20 protein-coding genes are annotated in these 23,974 nt (G+C 71.4%); 19 read left to right on the forward strand and 1 reads right to left on the reverse strand.

The annotated features are described in order from the left end of the window. The first annotated feature begins 22 nt into the window (after positions 1–22). The gene (locus CLV30_RS11515) at positions 23–508 is read left to right on the forward strand and encodes a hypothetical protein (protein ID WP_129710981.1); all 486 of its coding nucleotides are present in this window, start codon (positions 23–25) and stop codon (positions 506–508) included. A 102-nt stretch (positions 509–610) separates the two neighbouring features. On the opposite strand, the gene CLV30_RS11520 is transcribed toward CLV30_RS11515, so the two are convergent. Next, positions 611–3,700: a S8 family peptidase gene (locus CLV30_RS11520; RefSeq protein ID WP_240723286.1), complete on the reverse strand. Its 3,090-nt coding sequence runs from the start codon at positions 3,698–3,700 to the stop codon at positions 611–613. Between the two features lie 292 nt (positions 3,701–3,992). Between CLV30_RS11520 and CLV30_RS11525 the strand changes: the two genes are divergently transcribed. From CLV30_RS11525 to pyrF, 18 genes are all read left to right on the forward strand, one after another. Then, positions 3,993–4,922: an ABC transporter ATP-binding protein gene (locus tag CLV30_RS11525; RefSeq protein WP_106537358.1), complete on the forward strand. Its 930-nt coding sequence runs from the start codon at positions 3,993–3,995 to the stop codon at positions 4,920–4,922. Continuing rightward, positions 4,919–5,755, forward strand: a complete 837-nt coding sequence (locus tag CLV30_RS11530) for an ABC transporter permease (RefSeq protein ID WP_205740752.1) — start codon at positions 4,919–4,921, stop codon at positions 5,753–5,755. The genes CLV30_RS11525 and CLV30_RS11530 overlap by 4 nt, the downstream gene beginning before the upstream one ends. Before the next feature lie 24 nt (positions 5,756–5,779). Then, positions 5,780–7,021: a sensor histidine kinase gene (locus CLV30_RS11535; RefSeq protein ID WP_106537359.1), complete on the forward strand. Its 1,242-nt coding sequence runs from the start codon at positions 5,780–5,782 to the stop codon at positions 7,019–7,021. After that, positions 7,018–7,632 (forward strand): response regulator transcription factor, encoded by a 615-nt coding sequence (locus tag CLV30_RS11540; RefSeq protein ID WP_106537360.1) that lies wholly within the window; start codon positions 7,018–7,020, stop codon positions 7,630–7,632. Before CLV30_RS11535 ends, CLV30_RS11540 begins: the two co-directional genes overlap by 4 nt. An 85-nt stretch (positions 7,633–7,717) precedes the next feature. Then, a complete protein-coding gene (locus CLV30_RS11545; protein WP_106537361.1) occupies positions 7,718–8,731 on the forward strand; it encodes a sigma-70 family RNA polymerase sigma factor in 1,014 nt (337 codons plus the stop codon). 34 nt (positions 8,732–8,765) lie between these two features. After that, the gene (locus tag CLV30_RS11550) at positions 8,766–10,208 is read left to right on the forward strand and encodes an MFS transporter (RefSeq protein ID WP_205740753.1); all 1,443 of its coding nucleotides are present in this window, start codon (positions 8,766–8,768) and stop codon (positions 10,206–10,208) included. Between the two features lie 248 nt (positions 10,209–10,456). After that, entirely contained in the window at positions 10,457–11,692 is a 1,236-nt protein-coding gene (locus CLV30_RS11555) for a sulfatase-like hydrolase/transferase (protein ID WP_106537362.1), read from the forward strand. Next, the gene (locus CLV30_RS11560) at positions 11,689–13,101 is read left to right on the forward strand and encodes a sulfatase-like hydrolase/transferase (protein ID WP_106537363.1); all 1,413 of its coding nucleotides are present in this window, start codon (positions 11,689–11,691) and stop codon (positions 13,099–13,101) included. The genes CLV30_RS11555 and CLV30_RS11560 overlap by 4 nt, the downstream gene beginning before the upstream one ends. 326 nt (positions 13,102–13,427) lie before the next feature. After that, positions 13,428–13,679 carry a type II toxin-antitoxin system Phd/YefM family antitoxin gene (locus CLV30_RS27855; RefSeq protein WP_205740754.1) on the forward strand — a complete coding sequence of 84 codons (252 nt, stop codon included), beginning with the start codon at positions 13,428–13,430 and terminating at the stop codon, positions 13,677–13,679. Then, on the forward strand, positions 13,676–14,095 hold the full coding sequence (locus CLV30_RS11570) for a type II toxin-antitoxin system VapC family toxin (RefSeq protein ID WP_106537364.1): 420 nt from the start codon (positions 13,676–13,678) through the stop codon (positions 14,093–14,095). The genes CLV30_RS27855 and CLV30_RS11570 overlap by 4 nt, the downstream gene beginning before the upstream one ends. A 68-nt stretch (positions 14,096–14,163) precedes the next feature. After that, on the forward strand, positions 14,164–14,742 hold the full coding sequence (pyrR, locus tag CLV30_RS11575; protein WP_106537365.1) for a bifunctional pyr operon transcriptional regulator/uracil phosphoribosyltransferase PyrR: 579 nt from the start codon (positions 14,164–14,166) through the stop codon (positions 14,740–14,742). Further along, the gene (locus tag CLV30_RS11580) at positions 14,739–15,791 is read left to right on the forward strand and encodes an aspartate carbamoyltransferase catalytic subunit (RefSeq protein ID WP_106537366.1); all 1,053 of its coding nucleotides are present in this window, start codon (positions 14,739–14,741) and stop codon (positions 15,789–15,791) included. The genes pyrR and CLV30_RS11580 overlap by 4 nt, the downstream gene beginning before the upstream one ends. Further along, positions 15,788–17,107 (forward strand): dihydroorotase, encoded by a 1,320-nt coding sequence (locus CLV30_RS11585; protein WP_106537367.1) that lies wholly within the window; start codon positions 15,788–15,790, stop codon positions 17,105–17,107. The genes CLV30_RS11580 and CLV30_RS11585 overlap by 4 nt, the downstream gene beginning before the upstream one ends. After that, on the forward strand, positions 17,104–17,592 hold the full coding sequence (locus CLV30_RS11590; RefSeq protein ID WP_106537368.1) for a PH-like domain-containing protein: 489 nt from the start codon (positions 17,104–17,106) through the stop codon (positions 17,590–17,592). Before CLV30_RS11585 ends, CLV30_RS11590 begins: the two co-directional genes overlap by 4 nt. Beyond that, positions 17,589–18,752, forward strand: coding sequence for a glutamine-hydrolyzing carbamoyl-phosphate synthase small subunit (carA, locus tag CLV30_RS11595; protein ID WP_106537369.1), 1,164 nt, complete (start codon positions 17,589–17,591; stop codon positions 18,750–18,752). The genes CLV30_RS11590 and carA overlap by 4 nt, the downstream gene beginning before the upstream one ends. Beyond that, a complete protein-coding gene (gene carB / locus CLV30_RS11600) occupies positions 18,745–22,053 on the forward strand; it encodes a carbamoyl-phosphate synthase large subunit (protein ID WP_106537370.1) in 3,309 nt (1,102 codons plus the stop codon). The genes carA and carB overlap by 8 nt, the downstream gene beginning before the upstream one ends. Then, the gene (locus CLV30_RS11605) at positions 22,050–23,099 is read left to right on the forward strand and encodes a quinone-dependent dihydroorotate dehydrogenase (RefSeq protein ID WP_106537371.1); all 1,050 of its coding nucleotides are present in this window, start codon (positions 22,050–22,052) and stop codon (positions 23,097–23,099) included. Before carB ends, CLV30_RS11605 begins: the two co-directional genes overlap by 4 nt. Before the next feature lie 20 nt (positions 23,100–23,119). Further along, complete coding sequence (gene pyrF, locus CLV30_RS11610; protein ID WP_106537372.1) at positions 23,120–23,971, forward strand: orotidine-5'-phosphate decarboxylase; 852 nt, start codon at positions 23,120–23,122, stop codon at positions 23,969–23,971. Positions 23,972–23,974: the final 3 nt, after the last annotated feature.

Consider the following 23,974-nt stretch of genomic DNA (forward strand, 5'->3'; position numbering starts at 1 on the left):
CATGGATGGAGTAGTGAACCGCATGACCGCGCGCGACGAGCCCGGACGGGTCTTCGACGGCTACGCCCGCCTCTACGGTCCGATTGCCGTGGCGGCGCTGGGCCTGGTGTTCATGCCGATCTTCGACGACCAGCGGGTCGACCTGGCGGACGGCACGATAGACCGGAGCTTCGGCACGCTCTGGGAGACCGCGGCGAGAGTCAACGGCGGCCCTGCCGTGCTGGGCATCGTACTGGCCCTGGTCCTGATGACGCTGTGCCTGGTCGCGACGTTCCGGCCGCGGTCGGCCGGGACACCGGCAGGCATCGCCGTCGTGTGCGTCCCGGTGATCGTCATGCTGATCACCAAGCCCAGAGCCGGTGACCCGGCTCCGGATCTCAGCGCCGCGGGCAGCGCCGCGCTGGCCGTCGTCGTGTTCACCGCCGTGCTGGCGACGACGCACGCGGCACACTACGCACGCTGGAGCCGCACGCAGGCACCGTCGGCCGTGGCGTCGTCGCCCGCCTGAGGTGTCGAGTTCACTCCGGCCATCACGAGGCTTCTGTACGCGTCACCAGGCTTGCAAGGGTGGTGACGCATGGAATTCCATGCGGGACGTGATCATTCGTGCTCAGTTGATCATGATGGTGGTGAGGGTGGCGGTGCCTTCGTAGCCGATCGTGGCGAGGTACGGGGTGCCGTCCCGCAGGCCGTCGTACTGGACGGTCACCGTGGACGGCTCACCTCGCCGGCCGGGGATCGGATCGGGCGTGACGGACATGGCGCCGCTGTGTCCGGACTCCGAGCCGACGGAGAACGTGCGCAGATCGAACTCGGCGGCGGACCCGTCCGCGCTTGAGAACATGTGCACCAGCACGCGGTACGTCCCGGGGCGCGGGGCGGTGAGGTCGACCCGTTCGCTGGTGGAGCCGGTCGCGCCCTCGACCGGCAGTTCCTTGCCGCCGGGACCGTAGAGGTACATGTCGTAGTCGGCGTGGGCGGCGCCGGAGACCAGGTCGAACCGGGCCGTCGTCGTGCCTTCGGGAACCTCGAACGTGACCACCTGCGACGAGGAGTTGCCCTCGGTGTCCGCCGGCTCGCCCGGTGTGAGCGAGCCCTCGGTGACCTCGCCCGGCGCGAGCCCGTGCGTGGTCAGGTCCACGTCGCCGTCGGAGCCGGGCACGACCTCGTAGCGGATCTCGCCGCTCGTGCCCGTTCCGGTGACCTCGGGTGGCGCGGCGACCGCGACCGGCCTGGCGACCACCGGGCTGCGGACGGTCGTGCCGCCGCCGCTCCAGGTCAGCTCCCCTTGGGCGTACGTGCCCAGCGGCGCCGTCTCGCGGTCGAGGACGATCTCGAACCGCTTCGTCTGGCCGGGTCTCGCGAAGTGGAGCACCGACGGGCGGACCCGGGCGTCGAAGCCGGGCACGTCGATCTCGGCGCGGTACAGCCCGGGTGTCACCGCGGTCACCTCGCGGGTGATCACCTGACGCCCGGCGAGCGCGCCCACCGCGACCGACGGCTGGTTCAGGTTCGACGGGTCGATCGGCTCGACGCCGTCGACACCGAGGTTCTCGCCGGTTCCTTCGAGGAACGACAGCCAGTCGTCCGGCCCGGCCTCGTAGACCAGCCCGGGGTCGAGGAACCGAGTGGGGTCGACGTTGCCGGCGCCGCGGCCGAACCGGTCCGCGTCGTTCTCGCCCTCCGTGGTCTTCACCTCGGAGGCGGTGGTCATGAGCGCGGACTTGACGGCCATCGCGGACCACTCGGGCCGCTCGGCACGCATCACGGCGGCGAGCCCGGCGACGTGCGGCGCGGCCATGGACGTGCCGGACAGGAAGTCGAAGTCGTTGCCGTTGTGCGGACCCGGAGCGACCGCGGCGAGCACGTCGACCCCCGGCGCGGCGACGTCCGGCTTGAGCACGTCACCGCCGTTCGCCTCCGCCGGGCCGCGGGAGGAGAACCCGGCGACGACGGGCAACGGCGTCGGCGGCAGGTCGGTCCGGTCACCAGGCAGCAGTGCGGCGGTCGCGTCCGGCCGCGACGTCGCGTAGGAGCGGATCGCGTCCGCGTCGCCCGCCGGCACGTGCGTCGTCGGGATGGTGTGCAGGTCGGCGTTGAGGCTGTCGGCCGGGTCCGTGTTGCCGAGCACCGTGCCCACTCCGCCGGCCCGCGCGACCTCGGCGGACTTGTCCACCCGGGGGTACTCGCCCCGGTCGCACAGCACCACGGCGGGCGCGGCCTCGGCGACCGCGGTCGCGTCCAGGGAATCGGGGGCGCACAGTGCGGCGTCGGCGGCGTCGACGCCCTGGGCGGGGATGTCGCCGGCGTAGAGCAGCCGCGAGCGTTCCGGCACCCCGGTGTCGTCGATCATGGCACCGCGGAAGCGCCGACCGTCGCCGAGTTCGACGGTGCCTTCGTAGCGCACGTGGGTGCTGGCGGCGACCGAGGTCAGCCACGGGCTGTTGTGCGCGACGGTGGACGGCTCCGGCCCACTGTTGCCCGCCGAGGCGGCCACGAAGACGTTCGCCGACGCCGCGGACAGGAACGCCAGCTCGACCGGGTCCATCACGGTGTCGGTCGCACCGGAGATCGAGTAGTTGATGACGTCGACGCCGTCCAGCACCGCCTGTTCGATCGCCGCGACCGAGTCCGAAGGGTAGCAGCCGCCGGTGGCCGCGTCGTCGTCCTGCCAGCAGACCTTGTAGGCGGCGATCTTCGCGCCCGGAGCCATGCCGGACCCGGAGCCGAACGAGCGGCCGTCGACACTCATCTCGACGTGGTGGTTGCCGGCGGCCGTCGCGGCGGTGTGGGTGCCGTGCCCGTCGCCGTCGCGGGCCGAGATCTGCTCGTGCTCACCGCGGTGCTCGGGGGCGACGTTAGTGACGAAGCCGTCCTCGAAGTAGCGCGCGGAGATCAGCTTGTCGTTGCACAGATCGGGGGTCCAGCCCTCGCCGGGCCGGCACGCGCCGGTGAACGTGTCGCCGTCCGCCTTGAGCATCGCCGTGCCGGTCTCGGACGTCCGGTACGGGCGGCCGACCTCACCGGTGCTGCCGTCGGGCAGCTCGTCGCCGGCGAACGACGGGTTCTCCGGCCAGATCCCGGTGTCGATGACACCGACGACGGTCCCGTGCCCGGCCCGGTCGCTGCCGCCGACGGACTCCCACAGGCCGTCGTCGCCGGTGAGTCCGAGGAACTCCGGCGAGTGCACGGTGTCGACCTTCCGCGGGACGTCCGCGACGACGGCGCGCACGCCGGGGGAGGCGCGCAACGTGCGGACCTGTTCGGCGCTGAGCCTGGCGGAGAAACCGTTGAGGGCGACGGTGTAGCGGTGCACCGGGCGGACCCCGACGTCGCGGGCGAGCGTGAGCTGACGGTCGCGCAGGTGTGCGCGGTAGTCGCGCACGGCCGCGGAGCTCGGGCGCAGCCGCTCACCCGCGGCGGGCGCGGTGCGGGCGAGCCCGGACACGCCGCCGCGGTAGCTCGCCGCGGGCTGCCCCTCGAGGACGACGATGTAGCCGCCCGCGTCGGCCCGCTGCCCATCGATCGGCTGCGCGTCGATCGGGTGCGCGTCGATCGGGTGCGCGTCGATCGGGCCGGACGGCGCCTTCGGGGCCGTGGGCACCGCGAACGCGACACCTCCCGCCGTCGCCGCCGCGAGAGATGCGGCGGCCGCTGCCGAGAGCAGCCTGGCGCGGCCACGACGCGGGGTGCTGACCATCGTCACGTGCTCGTCCTCTCGCAGGTGGTCGTACGGTGGACCCCACGACGTGACCGGATCCATGGGAAATCGTGGGCGGATGCCGACCAAGATCCTGTTCTGTGGCGAACCGGCCGGTCAAGCGTCTTGATCGGTTTTGGGTCGTTCGGCCGAGGCGTCCGAAACAGGGGTGACATCTGTCATGACGCCGGGACTCGCCGGTCATCGGAACCGATGACGTGATCCACGGGTCGTGGTCTCCGGTGGCGCTCACCATGGACACGACGGCAGAAGACGAGAAGGGGGGACCCGGATGGACGACGTCATCGAGGTGTCCGAACTACGGCGCAGCTACGGCGGCGAGTTCGACGCGGTCCGCGGCGTGACGTTCTCGGTACGGCGCGGCGAGCTGTTCGCGCTGCTGGGTACGAACGGCGCGGGCAAGACGTCCACGCTCGAGGTGATCGAAGGGCTCGCGCCGCCGAGTGGTGGCGGGGCCCGGGTGCTGGGGCACGACCCGTACCGCGAACGGGCGAGCGTGCGCCCGCGCATCGGGGTCATGCTGCAGCAGGGCGGATTCCCGGGCGACCTGACGGTCCGGGAGACTGCGGCGATGTGGGCGGGCACGCTGTCGGCGCCACGCCCGGTTGCCGACGCGCTCGAGATGGTGGTGCTGGACGCGCGCGCGGACGTGGCGGTCAAGCAGCTCTCCGGCGGGGAACGGCGCCGCCTCGACCTGGCGATGGCGCTGCTCGGCCGCCCGGAGGTGCTCTTCCTGGACGAGCCGACCACCGGCCTGGACCCGGAGAGCCGCCGCAACACCTGGACGCTGGTCAGGCGGCTGCTGGACGACGGCACCACGGTGCTGCTGACCACGCACTACCTGGACGAGGCGGAGGAACTCGCCGACCGGCTGGCCATCATGCACCACGGCCGGATCGTGCGCACCGGGACGGTCGCCGAGGTCGTCGCGGCACAGCCGTCGACCATCACGTTCGAGCGCGACGCCCCCGGCGCTCCGCCGCTGCCGGAGCTGCCCGGCGCGCTGGTCGTCGACGACGGGCGGGCGGTGACCGTGCACACCGACACGCTGCAGGAGACGCTGACCGACGTGATGCTGTGGGCGCGTCACCACGAAGTCGTACTGGATCAGCTCTCGGCACGCACGGCGTCGCTCGAGCAGGCGTTCCTGGCGGTCGCCAGTGAGAACACGTCCGAGCTGGCAGAGGAGGCTGCGGCATGAGCGAGCTCACCACGACCGCGGCGCCGCCGGCCGGCGGCCCCGCCGCATGGATGGCGTCGGCGCGACGTGCGCGGGCGCTCGCGGGAGCGGAGCTGCGGCTGCTGTGGCGCAACCGCACCGCGATGTTCACCGCGCTCGCGCTGCCGATCGCGATGGTCGCACTGCTCGGCAACATCGGCGTCGACCAGTACACCGGCATGGGCGTGGGCACTGTGCTGGTCACCATCATGATCGGCTTCGTGCTGCTGTTCGTCGTCTACTACAACCTCGTCACCGCCTACGTGGCGCGGCGCGAGGAGCTCGTGCTCAAGCGGTTGCGGGTCGGTGAGGCGACGGACGCCGAGATCCTGGCGGGAACCGCCCTGCCGTCCCTTGCGGTCGCATTCGCCCAGATCGTGCTGGTCACGGCCGGTGTGGCGATCGTGGTGGGCATCGAGGCCCCGGTGAACGTGCTGCTCGCGCTTCTGGGGTTCGTGCTCGGTGTGGTCGTGTTCGTCCTGCTCGCGGGCGCGTCGACGGCGTTCACCCGCAACGTCGAGATGGCCCAGGTCAGCACCCTGCCGGTGCTCATGGTCTGCATGGTCCTCTCCGGGATGCTCACGCCGGTGCACGAGCTGCCGGACTGGCTCGCCGACGTCGCGCGGTTCCTGCCGATGACGCCGGTGATCGATCTCACGAACCTCGGCCTCGCGGGTCTCGCCCCGGACGGAACGTCGGTGGACTTCGCGGAGAGTTTCGGCGCGGCGGCGCTGCCGACGGCCGTCGCGATCGGCTGGATCGTGGTCGGCGCCTGGGCGTTGCGGCGCTGGTTCCGCTGGGAGCCGCGCGGGTGAGGGCTCCATGAGAGGCTGCTGCCCGTGTCGGCGCTGAGCGGGTGGTGGGTCGAGCGCAGCGATCCGCAGCGGTTCGACCTCTACACCCGCGGCACGCTCTACGCCTTGACCGCGTTCGAGGTGTTGCTGGCCGCGCTCGTCTACGCGCAGTCCCTCCAGGTCCGGACACCTGGCCTCGTGGCCTTCCTCGGTCTGGCGGCGGTGCACGCCGCAGTGGGGATCCGCGTTCTGCACGGGGGGATGGACTGGTATCTCGGTCGACGATCGTGGCCGCGGTCCGCGGCGGTCGTCCTCGGCCTGGTCACCGTCCTGGGCTGGGCGTCGTCGGTCTGGGCGTTCGGCCCGATCGACGACGACCAGCCGCCGGACGGCTCCGGTTCGGCCGGGCTCGGGCTCATGCTGTTCACTTGCTACGCCGTGGTGGCGTTCACGCCACGGCTGCGCACTTCGGTATTGATGCCGATCTTCGCCGGGGCGGTGGTGTGGGTCGCGGCGGCGTCGGTCGCGCTCGGCTATCCGGGCGGGCCGGCCTTCGCACTTGGCTTCTCGACTGCGCTGGCGCTGGTGAGCGGAGGTTCGGCTTATCGGGGTTCGGTCTGGATGCTGGGTGTCGTGTGGGAGCTGGACCGCTCCCGGCAGACCCAGGCGCAGCTGGCCGTCGCGGAGGAACGGCTGCGCTTCGCCCGGGACCTGCACGACGTCCTCGGCCGCAACCTGTCCGTCATCGCGCTGAAGAGTGAGCTCGCTGCCCAGTTGACGCGGCGCGGCCGCGACGAGGCCGAAGCCGAGATGCTCGAGGTCCGCGACGTCGCCCAGGAGTCGCTGCGGGAGGTCCGCGAGGTCGTACGCGGATACCGGTCCGCGGACCTGGCCACCGAGCTGGCCGGCGCCCGGTCGGTGCTGCGCTCGGCGGGGGTCGACACCCGCGTCGTGGGCGACGCCGCCGCGCTGGCGCCCGGCGTGCAGCCCGTTCTCGGCTGGGTGACCCGTGAGGGGACCACGAACGTGCTCCGGCACAGCGACGCGAGCAGCTGCGTGATCACGGTCACCGAGGACGCCGGTACCGCGACGTTGGTCATGGAGAACGACGGGGTGTCGGCCGCAGGCGGCGGCCGGGACGGGTCCGGGCTGTCCGGGCTGGAGGAGCGGCTGCAGCACATGGGCGGCGGGCTGGAAACCACGCGCCCGGACGGCGGCCGGTTCCGGCTGGCCGCGTGGGTGCCGGGTCATGCCGGGCATGCCGACGACGAGGAGGAACCGTCGTGACCGAGCCGATCACGGTGCTGCTGGCCGAGGACGAACACCTGATCCGCTCGGCGCTGCGTGCCCTGTTGTCCCTCGAGGACGGCGTCGACGTCGTCGCCGAGGCGGCGACCGGTGACGAGGCGCTGGCCATGGCGCGGGCGCACAGCCCGGACGTCGCCGTCCTCGACCTGCAGCTTCCCGACCTCGACGGCATCGCCGTCGCGGAGGCGATCCGGGACGCCCTGCCCGGATGCCGCACCATGATCGTCACCAGCCACGGCCGGCCGGGCTACCTCAAGCGGGCGCTGGCGAGCGGGGTCGGCGGGTTCCTGCCGAAGACGGTCTCGGCCCAGGTGCTCGCCGACGCCGTCCGGACGGTGCACGGCGGCGGGCGCTACGTCGACCCGGAGCTCGCCGCGGAGGCGATCGGCGCGGGTGACAGCCCGTTGACCGCGCGCGAGTCCGACGTCCTCGAGTTGGCCGCCGAGGGCGCGCCGGTGGACGAGATCGCGGCGCGGGCCGCCCTGACACCGGGAACGGTGCGCAACTACCTGTCGTCGGCCGCCTCCAAGCTCAGCGCCGCCAACCGGCACGAAGCCGTCCACATCGCGCGCAAGCACGGCTGGATCTGACCTCGCCCGCCGCGGCAGCGATTCCTTTCGCCGCGTGCGCGAGTCGATACTCGTACCAGGCGTGCGTAGTGGCGGAGGTACATCCATGACCGTGGGGGACGACGAGTTCCGGACCGCGACGGACGGGTTCCGGCGGGAGCTGCTGGCGTACTGCTACCGCGTCCTCGGATCGGTGCATGACGCGGAGGACACCGTGCAGGAGGTGTACCTGCGGGCGTGGCGTTCGTACGACGGGTTCGAGGGCCGGTCGTCAGTGCGGGTCTGGCTGTATCGGATCGCGACCAACGCGTGCCTGACGGCGCTGTCGCGGCGCGAGCGACGCCCGCTGCCGTCCGGGCTGGGCGCACCGGGACACGTCTCCGACGTCCCGGCCACGCTGGACGGAACGGACCTGTCGTGGCTGGAGCCGTTCCCGGACGCACTGCTGGGCGGCGTGGCCGCCACCGACGGTGACCCGGCGGCCGTCGTCGCGACCCGCGACAGCGTGCGGCTGGCGCTGGTGGCCGCGTTGCAGCAGCTGCCCGCCCGGCAGCGGGTGGTGCTGATTCTTCGTGACGTCCTGGCGTGGAGCGCACCCGAGGTCGCGGGGTTCCTGGGCACCACGACGGCGGCGGTCAAGAGCGCGCTGCAACGCGCCCGCGCCCAGCTCGACGTGGCCGCCCCGCGTGCGGACGACGTGGTCGAACCGGCCGAGACCGAGACGCGCGTGCTGTTGGACCGGTACATGACGGCGTTCCACAGCGCCGACATCGACGGGCTGATGCGGCTGCTGCGCGACGACGTCGAGATCGAGATGCCGCCGTTGCGCGCCTGGCTGAGCGGCCGGGACTCCGCGGCCGAGTTCTTCGGCACGCGGGTGTTCGACGGGGCCGGCCGGTACCTGATGGTGCCGACGCGGGCCAACGGCACGGTCGCGGCGGCGGCCTACGGCGTCGACGGCGACGGCATCGCCCACGCGCACGGCATCCACGTGCTGACGGCGCGAGCCGCAGGGATCGCCCGGATCACCGCGTTCCTCGATCCCGGCCTGTTCGAGGTGTTCGGTCTTCCCGTGACCGCCGCCACCGATTCCATCCGGCCGTCCGGCGGGTCTGCATGAGTGTCATCGACACGCAGACCGATCGGAGCGACTCGTGCGGATCGACAACGGAGGAATCAGGACACCCCCACGGCGGACGTGGACACTGCTGTTGGCGTCCCTGGGCGCGTTCCTGGCCTCGCTGGACGTGGTGGTCGTCGCCACCGCGCTGCCGGTGCTCCGCGCCGACCTCGGCGCGGACCTCGCCGACCTGGAATGGACACTCAACGCGTACAACCTCGCCTTCGCCTGCCTGATCCTGACCGGAGCCGCGTTGGGCGACCGGTTCGGCCGCCGGCGGACGTACGTGACCGGCGTGGGCGTGTTCGTGGCCGCGTCGGGCGCCGCCGCGTTGTCGTCGTCGGCCGGCGAGCTCATTGCCGCCCGGGTGTTCCAGGGCGCCGGCGCCGCGCTCGTGCTGCCGTTGACGCTGACGTTGATCAGCGACATCTTCCCGGCGGCGAAACGGGCGGCGGCGATCGGGATCTGGGGCGGCGTGAGCGGGCTGGGCGTCGCGATCGGCCCGGTGCTCGGCGGCGCCATCACCGAGGGCATCTCGTGGCAGTGGATCTTCTGGATCAACGTCCCCGTCGGTGTCGTCGTCATGGTGTTGTCGGCCGCGTTGCTGCGTGAGAGTCACGGCCCGCGCCCGCAGCTGGACATCCGCGGGATGTTGTCGGCCGCGTCCGGGCTGTTCCTGCTGACCTGGGCGGCAGTGCGCGCGCCGGAGATCGGCTGGGGCAGCGCCGAGGTGGTGACGGCGCTGGTCGCCGGCTCCGTCGTCATGGTCGGGTTCGTCCAGTGGGAGCAGCGGGCGACGTTCCCGATGCTGCCGCTGGGGTACCTGCGGCGCCGGGGATTCGCCGGCGGCAACGGCGTGATCTTCTTCCAGTTCCTGTCGCTCGTCGGGGCGCTGTTCATGATCGCCCAGCTGTTCCAGACCGGGCTGGGGTACTCGCCGTTGGACGCAGGGCTGCGGATCCTGGTCTGGACGGCGATGCCGATGGTCGGTGCGCCGATCGCCGGGCTGTTGTCCGGGCGGTTCGGCACCCGCCCGCTGATGCTCCTCGGCCTGGTGCTGCAGTCCGCCGGGCTGGCGTGGGTGGCGCTGGTCGCCGAGGTCGGCATGGGTTATCCGACGCTGGTGCCGCCGCTCGTGGTGGCCGGCGTCGGCATCTCGATGATCTTCGGGACGTCCGCGACGACAGCGGTGGCGGCGGTCCCGCTGGAGGACTCCGGCGTCGCGGCCGGCACCAACAGTGCCCTGCGCGAGGTGGGGGCCGTGTTCGGTGTCGCGATCGTCGGTGCGGTGTTCGCCGCGAACGGCAGCTACGCGTCGGCGTCGTCGTTCCTGGACGGGTTCGTGCCGGCCGTGTGGACCGCGGCCGGGCTCGCGGCCCTGGGCATCGTGGTGGCGTTCGTCGTGCCCGGCCGGTCCGTGGACGCCGCCGAGGCGGCAGCGGCCCCCGGCGACGACGCCGTCGGCGCCAGGGTCTGAGCCGGGTCGTGGTCGGGAATCCGCATATAGAACCGCGGGAGCATTGACATCTTCCATGATTAAAAGTACAAACTATGTAAGTTGGTGGCGAAAGTGCGAAAGATAATGTGTTTTCGGGCATGACGTCACTCGCGATCGGATGGTCGGTTGATCGCGCGAAGCCGTCCTGACAGAACCAACGGGCAGTGCCGCCGCGCGGCTCGACGCGCTGCGGCCGCGTCCGCTCACATCGAGTCGAGGGGTAGACGATGGTTCGTCAGCGACCACCCAACATCGTGCTGGCCGTTGTCGACGATCTGGGAATCGGTGATCTCGGAACGTACGGTGGAGAGCTCATCCGTACCCGGACCGTCGACCGCCTCGCACGCACCGGAGTGACCTGCTCGGCGATGTACGCCGCCGCGGCGACGGACACGCCTTCCCGGGCGGGCATCGTCACCGGCAGATTCGGTGCGCGGTTCGGGCTTCCCGCGTCCCTGCGGCCCGGCGCGACTGCCGGTCTGCCCACCGGCGTGCCCACCGTCGCCTCCGGCCTGCAGGCCGCCGGATACGCGACAGGGCTGTTCGGGCAGTGGCGACTGGGGTCCGGTCGGGGTCAGCACCCGCTGGACATGGGATTCGATCGCTTCGCCGGAACGCTGTACGGCAGTGACGTCTCGCCGCTGGGCTGGTACGAGGACCGCGCCGAGGTCGAGGCCGGCATCGACATCGGGTCGACGACCCGTCGGATCACCTCTTCGGCGCAGGACTTCCTGCACGGTCTCGGTTCCCGCCGACAGCGTGAGAATCCGTTCCTCATGGTGTTGTCGTATCTCGTCCCGCATGCGCCTTTCCGGGTGGATCCGGAGTACGCGAGGTCGTCGCGCGCGGGCTCGTACGGTGATGTCGTCGAAGCGGTCGATGATCAGCTCGGTGAGCTGCTTCGTGAGATCCGCCGCCGGCAAGGCCGCCGCGAAGACACGCTGGTCATCTTCACCAGCGACAACGGTCCGCGGTACGAGGGCAGCAACCACGGCCTTCGGGGCCGCAAGCCGGAGGTGATGGACGGCGCCATGCTCGTGCCGTTCGTCGCGGCCTGGCTCCGAGGCGGACGTGGCAGGACCGACGGCACGCCCCGGTCGCTGCTCGATCTCGCGCCGACGTTGTGGAGTGTCGCCGGCGCGACTCCGCCGGGGGACGTCGACGGCGCGGACATGTCCGCGTTGTTCGACGGGGGTACACCTGCACGGGGGCCGGTGTACCTGTACTACAACGAGTGGCTGAACGCCGTGCGCAGTGAACGTTGGAAACTGCACGTCGCGTACGGCAACGACGCACGCGCCTACATGCCGGCGTTGTACGACGTGGCGCGCGATCCTCGTGAGTCGGTCAACATCGCCGAACTGTTTCCCGACGTCGTCGCCGACCTCACGACGCAGCTCGAAGAGACGCGAGCGGACGTGACCGCCGGTGTGACGTCAGGAGCCGCTGGAGGAACGACATGACAACGCATGATGTCGACCGACGGACCGTCCTCAAAGGCGCCGGTGTCGCCGGCGCCGCCACGGTAGCCGGTGGCGTGTTCGGCGGGTCCGGCTCCGCGCTCGCTCAGTCAGGGGGCGCAGAGGGGCAGCTGCCCGCGAGCAAGCCGAACTTCGTGTTCATCATGACTGACGACCAGGGGTACGGCGACCTCAGCAGCTACGGCGCGACCTTGACGCGCACCCCGAACATCGACGGCATCGCCCGGCGCGGGATCGCGTTCCGCGAGCACTATGCCGGCAGCCCCGTGTGCACACCGTCCCGAGCCGCGCTGCTCACCGGCGCGTGGGCGCCCCGTGTCGACATGCCGAACGTCGTTGGGCCGGGGAGCAGTGAAGGTATCTCCGAACAGGAGACACTGCTGCCCGAGTACCTGAAACAGGCCGGTTACGCGACGGCGTTGTTCGGCAAGTGGCATCTGGGTGACCAGCCACGGCACCACCCCATGGAGCACGGCTTCGACCGCTGGTACGGCATTCCCTATTCGAACGACTACCCGACGATTCCGGTGTACGACGACCACGAGGTGGTGACCGAGATCGTCTATCCCGGGGCGCTCACGCCCGACCCGGGGCCCGGCGACGACCAGGACTGGCTCACGACGGCTCTGTTCGAGAAGGCTTTCGAGTGGATCGACGACCACGCCGACGAGCCGTTCTTCTGCTACATCCCCACCTCCCAGCCGCATGAGCCGCTCGCGTCGGAATACGACGAAAGCCCCGGCGGCCCACACGGCAGCTCCATCGAGGAGATCGACCAGTTCGTCGGCCGGCTCCTGGAGCAGCTCGACGAGCTCGGCATCCGACACAATACCTGTATCGTCCTGACCAGCGACAACGGACCATGGTGGGTGGGTGACACGGGTGGCATGTACGGTCGCAAGAGCGAGACTTACGAAGGCGGCATCAAGGTGCCCTTCGTGATGGAGTGGCCTGCGATGATGCGCCGGTCCGGCGTCGACTACGAGCGGCCGACGTGTCACATCGACATCCTGCCGACTTTCTGCGCTGCTGTCGGCGTGCCTCTCGATCCGGACAGGGTCATCGACGGGCAGAACATTCTCCCCGCGATTCGGACGGGCAGACCCATGGAACACGTCGACATCGCCTACTACCGGGGAAACACGTTGAACGCGATCCGCCACGGCGACTGGAAGTTGCACGTGCGCCGTGAGAGCAACCTGGGCCGGTTCACCGGTCGGCTGGACTGGGACGCGACCGAGGAGATGCCCCAACTGTTCGACCTGAGCCGCGATCCCGGGGAGCACTACGACCTGTCCGATCACTACCCCGAACTGACCGCGCGGCTGCAGACGAGGCTCTCGGACTTCGACGCGAGCCTGAAGGCGGATCACGCCGCCCATTACGGCTAGTACCGCGCTGAACCGATCTCCACCGCTGGAGGCCTCCAGCGGTGGAGATCATTTGACCCGACGGGCCATGCCGCCATGTCCTCGCGTCGACAATCAAGTGGCAAAGCGTCGTTGTCGGAAAGGGGACATGAGGGGCAACAGTTGCCACTCATGTCATCCTTTCGAACACAAGGACAGCACGTCCGACTCGGCCGGGAACCGGCGACGACAGGCGACCGTCAGACGTCGCGGTGCCACCGCGATGCCGTGCCCGGCCGGATACGACCGGAAGATCACGATCTACAGCTGGAGTAAAGCGTGCTACGATTGCTACGGAGGTGGTGGTCGTGACGCGGACCATTCCGCATCGTGAACTGCGGAACAACAGCAGTGCGGTCCTTCGGGACGTCCAGGCCGGTGAGAGCATCGAGATCAGCAATCACGGCGAGGTCGTCGCCGTGCTCGTGCCCCCCGAGCGCCGATCGCGATCACTACCATTCCGAGAGGCGAGGGTTACGGGCGGCTTCAGCGAGTTGCCCCGGGTGCGTCGAGAGAGCTCTGTCCAGGAAGCACTCGACGATCTCCGGGGGGATCGTTGACGGTCTACGTCGAGACATCGGCGGCCGCCAAGCTCCTCGTCGATGAGCAGGAGTCCTCCGCGCTCGCCGCGTTCCTCGACGGACTCGGACCGAACGACGCGCTGGTGTCGAGCGTGCTGCTGGAGACCGAACTGCGGCGTCTCGCTGTCCGGGAGAACCTGAGCCAGGCGCATGTCACGGATCTGCTCGATCGGTTCGATCTTTACGACATGGACCGCGCCGTGTTCGTGGAAGCGGGGCTGCTGTCCGGCGCACATCTGCGCAGTCTGGATGCGCTGCACATCGCCGTGGCGGTGCGCGTCGAGGCCGCGGTGATGGTCGCCTATGACGTTCGGCAGACGGAGGCGGCGCGTGCCGCCGGGCTGCGTGTGATCGGGCCGACAGCCGCCGCGCCGGAATCCACGTCGCCACGCTGATAGGCTCGGCCTCGACCGACGTCCTTTAAGTCCCGTCCGGTGAGGCGGGGAAGGGGGTCCAACGAGTCATGTCTCGTGACCTGAGCAGTCCGCGGGAGGTGCTCGACGGCGACGACGTCGCCCGGGCGCTGACCCGCATGGCCCACGAGGTCGTGGAGCGCAACAAGGGCGCATCCGACCTCGTCGTTCTCGGCATCCCCAAACGCGGCGTCCCGCTGGCGCGGCGGCTGGCCGAGCGCATCACCGCCGTCGAGGGCGTCGAGGTGCCCGTCGGCGCCATCGACCCGACTATGTACCGCGACGACCTGCGGCTGCGCCCAGCGCGGGCGCTCGAGCCGACGGACATCCCGGCCGGTGGCGTGGACGACAAGACGGTGGTCCTCGTCGACGACGTGCTGTTCTCCGGGCGCACCATCCGCGCGGCGCTCACCGCGCTCGACGACATCGGCCGCCCGCGCACGGTGCGCCTGGTGGTCCTGGTCGACCGGGGGCACCGGCAGCTGCCGATCCGCGCCGACCACGTCGGCAAGAACATCCCCACGGCGATGCACGAGACCGTGCGGGTACTGCTGTCCGACATCGACGGGCAGGACGCGGTGCTGCTCGGCAGCACCGGCGCCGAGACCGAAGCGGAGGCCGCGCCGTGATCCGTCACCTGCTTTCCACCGCCGACCTGTCCCGCGACGACGCGACGCTCGTGCTCGACACCGCGGAAGAGATGGCCGGGCTGACCGAGGGCCGGTCGGTGAAGAAGCTGCCCGCGCTGCGCGGACGTACGGTCGTCAACCTGTTCTTCGAGGACTCCACCCGCACCCGCACCTCGTTCGAGCTGGCCGCGAAACGGCTGTCCGCCGACGTGGTGAACTTCTCCGCGAAGGGCTCGAGCCTGTCGAAGGGCGAGAGTCTCAAGGACACCGCGCTGACACTCGAGGCCATGGGCGCCGACGGGGTCGTCGTCCGGCACTCGGCCAGCGGCGCGCCGTACCGGCTGGCGACGTCCGGGTGGATCAACGCGAACGTGCTCAACGCCGGAGACGGCACGCACGAGCATCCCACTCAGGCGCTGCTGGACGCGTTCACGCTGCGCCGCCACCTCGGTGAGCTGGCCGGGCGGCACGTGGTGATCGTCGGCGACGTGCTGCACGGGCGGGTGGCGCGCAGCAACGTCCTGCTGCTGGCGACCCTCGGCGCGCGGGTCACGCTGGTCGCGCCGCCGACGCTGCTGCCGATGGGGGTCGAGCAGTGGCCGTGCACGGTGTCGTACGATCTCGACGCGGTGCTGCCGGACGCCGACGCGGTCATGATGCTTCGGGTGCAGCGCGAGCGGATGCACGACGCCTACTTCCCGTCGGCACGCGAGTACAGCCGCCGCTACGGGCTGGACGCGCGCCGTTTCGCCCGGCTGGCCGACGACGCCGTCGTGCTGCATCCGGGCCCGATGAACCGTGGCATGGAGATCACCGCCGACGTCGCCGACAGCGACCGCTCGGTCATCGTCGAGCAGGTGACCAACGGGGTGTACGTGCGGATGGCGGTGCTGTACCTGATGCTGGCCGGAGCGGCGAACGACGGAGCGAGGGACGAGCGTAGGAGCGAGCGCGACGAGGTAGGTGGAGCGGCGAACGACGGAGCGAGGGACGAGCGTAGGAGCGAGCGCGACCAGGCAGATCCAAGTGCGCAGGAGGAAACCACATGAGCGCCGAACCGATCCTGATCACCGGCGCGCGTGTGCTGGACGGCGAGCCGGCCGACCTGCTGCTGCGTGACGGGCGCATCGCCGCGGTCGGCGCGGGCCTCGACGCGGCGGACGCGCGCGTCGTCGACGGCACCGGGCTGGTCGCGCTGCCGGGACTGGTGGATCTGCACACGCACCTGCGTGAGCCCGGACGCGAGGACGCCGAGACCGTTGAGACTGGCACGCTCGCGGCCGCGCGCGGCGGGTTCACCGCGGTGCACGCGATGGCGAACACCGACCCGGTGGCCGACACCGCCGGCGTGGTCGAGCAGGTGTGGCGGCTGGGGCGCGAGTCCGGGCACGCGGACGTGCGCCCGGTCGGCGCGGTGACGGTCGGGCTCGGCGGTGAGCAGCTGGCCGAGCTCGGCGCGATGGCCGATTCGGCCGCGGGTGTGCGTGTGTTCTCCGACGACGGCGTGTGCGTGTCCGACGCGATGCTGATGCGGCGCGCGCTCGAGTACGTGAAGGCTTTCGACGGCGTCGTCGCCCAGCATGCACAGGAGCCGCGGCTGACCGAGGGCGCGCAGATGAACGAGGGCGAGCTGTCCGGGCGGCTGGGACTGCGCGGCTGGCCGCGGGTCGCCGAGGAGGCCATCGTCGCCCGGGACGTGCTGCTGGCCGCGCATGTCGGCTCGCGGGTGCACATCTGCCATCTGTCCACCCGCGGGTCGGTGGAGATCGTCCGACTGGCGAAGGAACGCGGCATGCCGGTCACCGCGGAGGTGACGCCGCACCACCTGTTGCTCACCGACGAGCTCGCCACGACGTACGACCCGCTGTACAAGGTCAACCCGCCGTTGCGTACCGCGGACGACGTCGCCGCGGTACGTGAGGCGCTCGCCGACGGCACCATCGACGTCGTCGCGACCGATCACGCGCCGCACCCGGTCGAGGACAAGGACTGCGAGTGGGACGTCGCCGCGTTCGGCATGCTCGGGCTCGAGACGGCGCTCGCGGTGGTGCAGCACACGATGGTCGACACCGGCCTGCTCGACTGGGCGGGCGTCGCCGAGCGGATGTCGTACGCGCCGGCGCGGATCGGGCGCTGCGACACCGGTGACGGCGGCGCCCACGGCCGTCCGCTGGCGGAGGGCGAACCGGCGAACGTCGTCCTGGTCGACCCGTCGGCGTCCGGGACGGTCGACCCGCGCGCGTCGTCGTCGTTGTCACGGAACACGCCGTACGCGGGCATGAAGCTTCCCGGAGCCGTCGTGGCGACGTTCCTGCGCGGACGGGCGACGTTCGGCGGCGACGCCGCGGCCGGAGGAGTGTCGTGAACACCGCTACCGCCGTCGCGGTCCTGCTGGTGGTGCTGCTGGGCGGCTACGGGCTGATGTGGCGCGGCTGGCGGCGCCGGGCGGGCCGGCACGGTGACCTGCCGCCGCTGCCGGAGGCGTGGCCGGTGGCCGACGACGGCGTCGAGGCCGCGTACCTGGGCACCACGGTCTCGGGCACCTGGCTGGACCGGGTCGGTGCGTTCGGGCTGGGCGTCCGTGGCGCGGCGACCGTCCACGTCGGCGGCGACGGCGTGCTGCTCGCACGGCGCGACGACGCGCCCGTGCCGATCCCGGCCACCGCGCTGCGTGGCGTGCGTGCCGACCGGGCCGGCGGCGGCCGCGCTGTACGGCGGAACGAATACCTGATCATCACGTGGGAGCACGGCGGGCTGTTGCTGGACACCGCCGTGCGCCCACGCCACCGCGATGACATGCGGCGGCTCCTGCACACCGTGGAGCCCGTCGCCGAAGGGGGAACCGGATGACCACGCGCACCCCGGCGCTGCTCGTGCTCGAGGACGGGCGCACGTTCCGAGGCGAGTCCTACGGCGCTCGCGGCGAGACGTTCGGAGAGGCGGTCTTCGCCACGGGCATGACCGGTTACCAGGAGACGTTGACCGACCCGTCGTACCACCGTCAGGTGGTGGTGCAGACGGCGCCGCACATCGGCAACACCGGTGTCAACGACGAGGACCCGGAGTCCGGGCGGATCTGGGTCGCCGGCTACGTCGTCCGCGAACCCGCGCGACGGCCGTCGTCCTGGCGATCGCGCCGCTCGCTGGCCGAGGAGCTCAGCGCCCAGGACGTCGTCGGCATCAGCGGCGTGGACACCCGCGCGCTCACCCGGCACCTGCGTGAGCGCGGCGCGATGCGCGTCGGCGTGTCCAGCGTCGAGACCGATCCGGAGGCGCTGCGCGAGCGGGTGCTCGCCAGCCCGCCGATGGTCGGCGCCGACCTGGCCGCCGAGGTCAGCACGGCCGAGCCGTACGTGGTGCCGGCCGAGGGCGAGCGGCGGTTCACCGTCGTGGCCCTGGACCTCGGCATCAAGACGATGACGCCGCGGCGGATGGCCGAGCGGGGTATGGAAGTACACGTGGTGCGCGCCGACACACCGCTGGACGACGTCCTCGCGCTGAATCCCGACGGGCTGTTCATGTCGAACGGCCCGGGTGACCCGGCCACCACCGACGGGCCGGTCGAGGTGCTGCGCGGCGCGCTGGAGCGCCGGCTGCCGTTCTTCGGCATCTGCTTCGGCAACCAGGTCTTCGGCCGGGCGCTGGGCTTCGGGACGTACAAGCTGGGCTACGGGCACCGCGGCATCAACCAGCCGGTCCAGGACCGCGGCACCGGCAAGGTCGAAGTGACGGCGCACAATCATGGTTTCGCCGTCGATGCGCCGCTGGATCGCCCTGCTGACACGGCGTTCGGCCGGGCCGAGGTCAGCCACGTGTGCCTCAACGACGACGTCGTCGAAGGACTGGCGCTGCACGATGCCGGCGGTCGGCTGAGCGCCTTCTCGGTGCAGTACCACCCGGAGGCCGCGGCCGGGCCGCACGACGCGGCATACCTGTTCGACCGGTTCGCCGACGTGATGTCGGCATCGGAGGGGACGTCGAAGGGGAACGGAGTGCGGGCACATGCCTAGGCGCAGCGACATCCAGAGCGTGCTGGTCATCGGCTCCGGGCCGATCGTCATCGGCCAGGCCTGCGAGTTCGACTACTCGGGCACCCAGGCCTGCCGGGTGCTGCGCGCCGAGGGCCTGCGAGTGGTGCTGGTCAACAGCAACCCGGCGACCATCATGACCGACCCGGACATCGCCGACGCCACCTACGTCGAGCCGATCACGCCGGAGTTCGTCGAGAAGGTCATCGCCACCGAGCGCCCGGACGCGCTGCTGGCCACGCTCGGCGGGCAGACCGCGCTGAACGCCGCGGTGGCGCTGCACGACGGCGGCGTGCTGCAGCGTTACGGCGTCGAGCTGATCGGTGCGTCCATCGAGGCCATCGAGCGTGGCGAGAATCGCGAGTCGTTCAAGGCGATCGTCGACGAGGTGGGCGGCGAGACGGCGCGTTCGGCGATCTGCCACTCGATGGACGACTGTCTCGCCGCGGTGGACAAGCTGGGGTACCCGGTGATCGTGCGGCCGTCGTTCACGATGGGCGGTGCCGGCTCCGGAATGGCCTTCGACGAGGACGACCTGCGCCGCATCGCCGGTACCGGACTCGACGCGTCACCGACGACCGAGGTGCTGCTCGAGGAGTCCATCCTCGGCTGGAAGGAGTACGAGCTCGAGGTCATGCGCGACGGCGCGGACAACGTCGTGATCGTGTGCTCCATCGAGAACGTCGATCCGATGGGCGTGCACACCGGCGACTCCGTCACGGTGGCGCCGGCCATGACGCTCACCGACCGCGAGTACCAGCGGATGCGCGACCAGGCGATCGACGTCATCCGCGCCGTCGGCGTCGACACCGGGGGCTGCAACATCCAGTTTGCCGTCAACCCGGCGGACGGACGCATGATCATCATCGAGATGAACCCGCGGGTGTCCCGCTCGTCCGCGTTGGCGTCCAAGGCCACGGGGTTCCCGATCGCCAAGATCGCGGCGAAGGTGGCGATGGGCTACACCCTGGACGAGATCGGCAACGACATCACCGGCGAGACACCGGCGTCGTTCGAGCCGACGCTCGACTACGTCGTCGTGAAGGCGCCCCGGTTCGCCTTCGAGAAGTTCCCGGCTGCCGACACCACGCTGACCACGCACATGAAGAGCGTGGGCGAGGCGATGGCCATCGGGCGCAACTTCACCGAGGCGCTGCAGAAGGCGCTGCGGTCGCTGGAGAAGCCGGACGCTCCGCTTGACTTCGTCGCGCCGCCGGGCGACGCCGCAGAGCTGGTCGAGAAGGTCCGCCGCGCCTACGACGGGCGCCTCGGCGACGTCGTCGCGGCGTTGCGGGCCGGTGCCCCGGCCGAGCAGCTGCACGACGCCACCGGGATCGACCCGTGGTTCCTCGACCAACTGGTGCTGCTGACCGAGGTCGCCGCCGACGTGCGGGACGCGGCGCAGCTCACTCCGGAGCTGCTGCGCCTGGCCAAGCGGCACGGGTTCTCCGACGCCCAGCTGGCGGCGCTGCGGTCCACCTCCGCCGACGTCGTGCGCGGTGTGCGGCACGCGCTGGGCGTGCGCCCGGTGTACAAGACCGTGGACACCTGTGCCGCGGAGTTCGCCGCGCGGACGCCGTACCACTACTCGTCGTACGACGAGGAGACCGAGGTGCGTCCGCGGGAGCGGCCCGCCGTGATCATTCTCGGTAGCGGGCCGAACCGGATCGGCCAGGGCATCGAGTTCGACTACTCGTGTGTGCACGCCGCGTTGGCGTTGCACGACACGGGTTACGAGACCGTGATGGTCAACTGCAACCCGGAGACCGTCTCCACCGACTACGACACCTCCGACCGGCTGTACTTCGAGCCGCTGACTCTCGAGGACGTGCTCGAGGTCGTGCACGCCGAGCAGCAGGCCGGCCCGGTCGCCGGCGTCGTGGTGCAGCTCGGCGGGCAGACGCCGCTGGGTCTGGCACGCGCCCTCGGCGAGGCCGGCGTGCCCATCGTCGGCACCACACCCGAGGCCATCGACCTGGCGGAGGAGCGCGGGGCCTTCGGCCGGGTGCTGCAGGCGGCCGGGCTGCCGGCGCCGAAGCACGGCACGGCGGGCTCGCAGGCCGAGGCGAAGGCCATCGCGGCGGACATCGGCTACCCGGTGCTGGTCCGTCCGTCCTACGTGCTCGGCGGACGTGGCATGGAGATCGTCTACGACGAGGAGTCGCTGGCCGACTACATCGGCCGCGCCACCGAGGCGAGCCCCGAACACCCGGTGCTGGTGGACCGGTTCCTCGACGACGCGGTGGAGATCGATGTCGACGCGCTGTTCGACGGCGAGGAGCTCTACCTCGGTGGTGTCATGGAGCACATCGAGGAGGCCGGCATCCACTCCGGCGACTCCGCGTGCGCGCTGCCGCCGACCACGCTCGGCCACGACGAACTGGTGCAGGTCCGCGACTCGACCCTGGCGATCGCGCGCGGGGTGGGCGTGCGCGGACTGCTGAACGTCCAGTACGCGCTGGCCGGCGACATCCTGTACGTGCTGGAGGCGAACCCGCGCGCCTCGCGGACGGCGCCGTTCGTCTCGAAGGCCACCGGAGTGCCGATGGCAAAGGCCGCCGCCCGCGTCATGCTCGGCGCGTCGATCGGCGAGCTGCGTACCGAGGGCCTGCTGCCGTCCAGCGGCGACTGCGTCGACCTGCCGGCCGACGCGCCGGTGGCGGTCAAGGAAGCCGTGATGCCGTTCAACCGGTTCCGGATGCCGAACGGGCGCACGGTCGACACCCTGCTGGGTCCCGAGATGCGCTCGACCGGTGAGGTCATGGGCATCGACCAGCTGTTCGGCACGGCGTTCGCGAAGTCGCAGACGGCGGCGTTCGGGGCGTTGCCCGCGGCGGGGACGGTGTTCGTGTCGCTGGCCAATCGGGACAAGCGGCACATGATCTTCCCCGTCAAACGGCTGGCCGATCTCGGCTTCACCATCCTCGCCACGGACGGGACCGCCGAGGTGCTGCGCCGCAACGGCGTCGCCTCCGAGGTGGTGCGCAAACGCTGGGTGGGCCACGAGGCCGACGGCACGCCGACGATCATCGGCCGGATCCTGGCCGGCGACGTCGACCTGATCATCAACACCCCCAGCGGCACCACCACGGGCGGCAGCCCGCGCGCCGACGGCTACGAGATCCGCACCGCCGCCATCCAGGCGAACATCCCCTGCATCACCACCACCCAGGGGCTCGCGGCGGCCGTGCAGGGCATCGAGGCCGGGCGGACCGGCTCGCCGGGCGTGCGGTCGCTGCAGTCGTGGGCGGAGGTCGTGCGTGCCGGGGACCTGACCGCGTGAGCGCCTACCAGCGGCTGTTCGACCGGGCGCTGTCCCGCGTCGACGCCGAGACGGCGCACCGGGTGGGCTTCGGTGGTATGCGAGCGGCGGCGCGGGTGCCGGGGCTGGCGCGGCGCGGGCACCGCCGGCTCGCCCCGGGCGGTGCCGGCGGTGTCGAGGCCCTCGGCCTGCACGTCCCGGGCCCGCTGGGCGTCGCGGCCGGTTTCGACAAGAACGCGACGGGCATCGACGCGCTCGGCGCTCTCGGCTTCGCGTTCGTCGAGGTGGGCACGGTCACCGCCCAGCCGCAGCCGGGCAACCCGCGGCCACGGCTGCACCGGCTGGTCGCCGACCGCGCCGTCGTCAACCGGATGGGGTTCAACAACGACGGCGCCGCCGCGGTCGCGGCACGGCTGGCCCGGCGCCGTCGTCGCCGGCACGCCCTGCCGGTGGTGGTCGGGGTGAACATCGGCAAGTCGAAGGCGGTGCCCGAGCAGCGCGCCTTCGCCGACTACGAGGCCAGCACCCGGCTGCTGGCGCCGTACGCCGACTACCTGGTCGTGAACGTGAGCTCGCCGAACACGCCGGGCCTGCGCGACCTGCAGGCGGTCGAACGCCTTGGCCCGCTGCTGCGTGCCGTGCGCCGTCAGGCCGACGAGGTCACCACCCGCCGGGTGCCGCTGCTGGTGAAGATCGCCCCCGACCTGGATGACGACGACGTTGTCGCGGTCGCCGGGCTGGCGGTCGAGCTGGGCCTGGACGGGATCATCGCGACCAACACGACCGTGCGCCGCGACGGGCTGCGCTCGGATGCCTCCGCGGTCGCGGCCGCCGGCGCCGGCGGGCTGTCCGGCGCGCCGCTGCGTGAACGGTCGCTGCAGGTCCTGCGGCTGCTGCACGACGCGGCGGGCGAGCGGCTGACCCTGATCTCGGCCGGAGGCGTTTGGACGGCCGATGACGTCGACGAGCGGCTTCGGGCCGGGGCGAGCCTGGTCCAGGCCTACACGGCGTTCGTGTACGAGGGCCCGTCCTGGCCGTCGCGGGTGCAGCGGGAACGCGCACATTGACCGGAGACGGGGGAGTGCCGATGACGTTCGGAGAGCGGCTGTGGGCGGCCATGGACCGCCGCGGGGCGCTGTGCGTGGGGATCGACCCGCACCCGTCGCTGCTGCACGACTGGGGTCTGGACGACGACGTGGCGGGCCTGGACCGGTTCGCGATGTCGGTGGTCGATGCGCTGGCGGGTGAGGTCGCCGTCCTGAAGCCGCAGTCGGCGTTCTTCGAACGGCACGGCTCGCGCGGAGTCGCCGTGCTCGAGCGGACGGTCGCCGCCGCGCGTGCGGCCGGGGCGCTGGTGCTCATGGACGCCAAGCGCGGCGACATCGGCTCGACCGTGCAGGCCTACGCGGACGCCTACCTCGACCCGGCGTCGCCGTTGTGCGCGGACGCCGTCACGGCCGCGCCGTACCTCGGTTTCGGGTCGCTGAGCCCGCTGGTCGACACCGCCCTGGCGCACGGCAACGGCGTGTTCGTGCTGGCCCTGACCTCGAACCCGGAGGGTGGCGAGGTCCAGCGGGCCGTGGGCGCCGACGGCCGCACGGTCGCCGGCACGGTCCTGGACCACGTCCGTGCGGTCAATGCGCGGACCCCCGGGTGGGGCAGCGTCGGCTGCGTCGTCGGAGCGACCATCGATCCGGTGGACGAGGACCTCGACGTCGGCGGGCCGCTGCTCGCGCCGGGTCTCGGCGCTCAGGGTGCCGACCCGGCCGATCTCCGGCGGCTGTTCGGCAATGCTCTGACCTCGGTACTTCCCGCCGTTTCGCGGTCCGTCCTGGCCGCGGGACCGGATCCGGCGGCGCTCCGGCGCGCGGCCGAATCCACGCTCGACGCGGCAGTTCGAGGGGCGGGCGAGGGCCCGTCCGGCCGTGATCAGGGCTAATCT

Origin of the sequence: Haloactinopolyspora alba (assembly GCF_003014555.1) — a bacterium.
GTDB classification, from domain to species: domain Bacteria; phylum Actinomycetota; class Actinomycetes; order Jiangellales; family Jiangellaceae; genus Haloactinopolyspora; species Haloactinopolyspora alba.

Bases quoted from the DNA above. Each gene is read 5' to 3' on its own strand.
- CLV30_RS11515 (WP_129710981.1), top strand. From the start codon at position 23: ATGACCGCGCGCGACGAGCCCGGACGGGTCTTCGACGGCTACGCCCGC.
- CLV30_RS11520 (WP_240723286.1), bottom strand. From the start codon at position 3,700: ATGGTCAGCACCCCGCGTCGTGGCCGCGCCAGGCTGCTCTCGGCAGCG.
- CLV30_RS11525 (WP_106537358.1), top strand. From the start codon at position 3,993: ATGGACGACGTCATCGAGGTGTCCGAACTACGGCGCAGCTACGGCGGC.
- CLV30_RS11530 (WP_205740752.1), top strand. From the start codon at position 4,919: ATGAGCGAGCTCACCACGACCGCGGCGCCGCCGGCCGGCGGCCCCGCC.
- CLV30_RS11545 (WP_106537361.1), top strand. From the start codon at position 7,718: ATGACCGTGGGGGACGACGAGTTCCGGACCGCGACGGACGGGTTCCGG.
- CLV30_RS11555 (WP_106537362.1), top strand. From the start codon at position 10,457: ATGGTTCGTCAGCGACCACCCAACATCGTGCTGGCCGTTGTCGACGAT.
- CLV30_RS11560 (WP_106537363.1), top strand. From the start codon at position 11,689: ATGACAACGCATGATGTCGACCGACGGACCGTCCTCAAAGGCGCCGGT.
- pyrR (WP_106537365.1), top strand. From the start codon at position 14,164: ATGTCTCGTGACCTGAGCAGTCCGCGGGAGGTGCTCGACGGCGACGAC.
- CLV30_RS11585 (WP_106537367.1), top strand. From the start codon at position 15,788: ATGAGCGCCGAACCGATCCTGATCACCGGCGCGCGTGTGCTGGACGGC.
- carA (WP_106537369.1), top strand. From the start codon at position 17,589: ATGACCACGCGCACCCCGGCGCTGCTCGTGCTCGAGGACGGGCGCACG.
- carB (WP_106537370.1), top strand. From the start codon at position 18,745: ATGCCTAGGCGCAGCGACATCCAGAGCGTGCTGGTCATCGGCTCCGGG.
- pyrF (WP_106537372.1), top strand. From the start codon at position 23,120: ATGACGTTCGGAGAGCGGCTGTGGGCGGCCATGGACCGCCGCGGGGCG.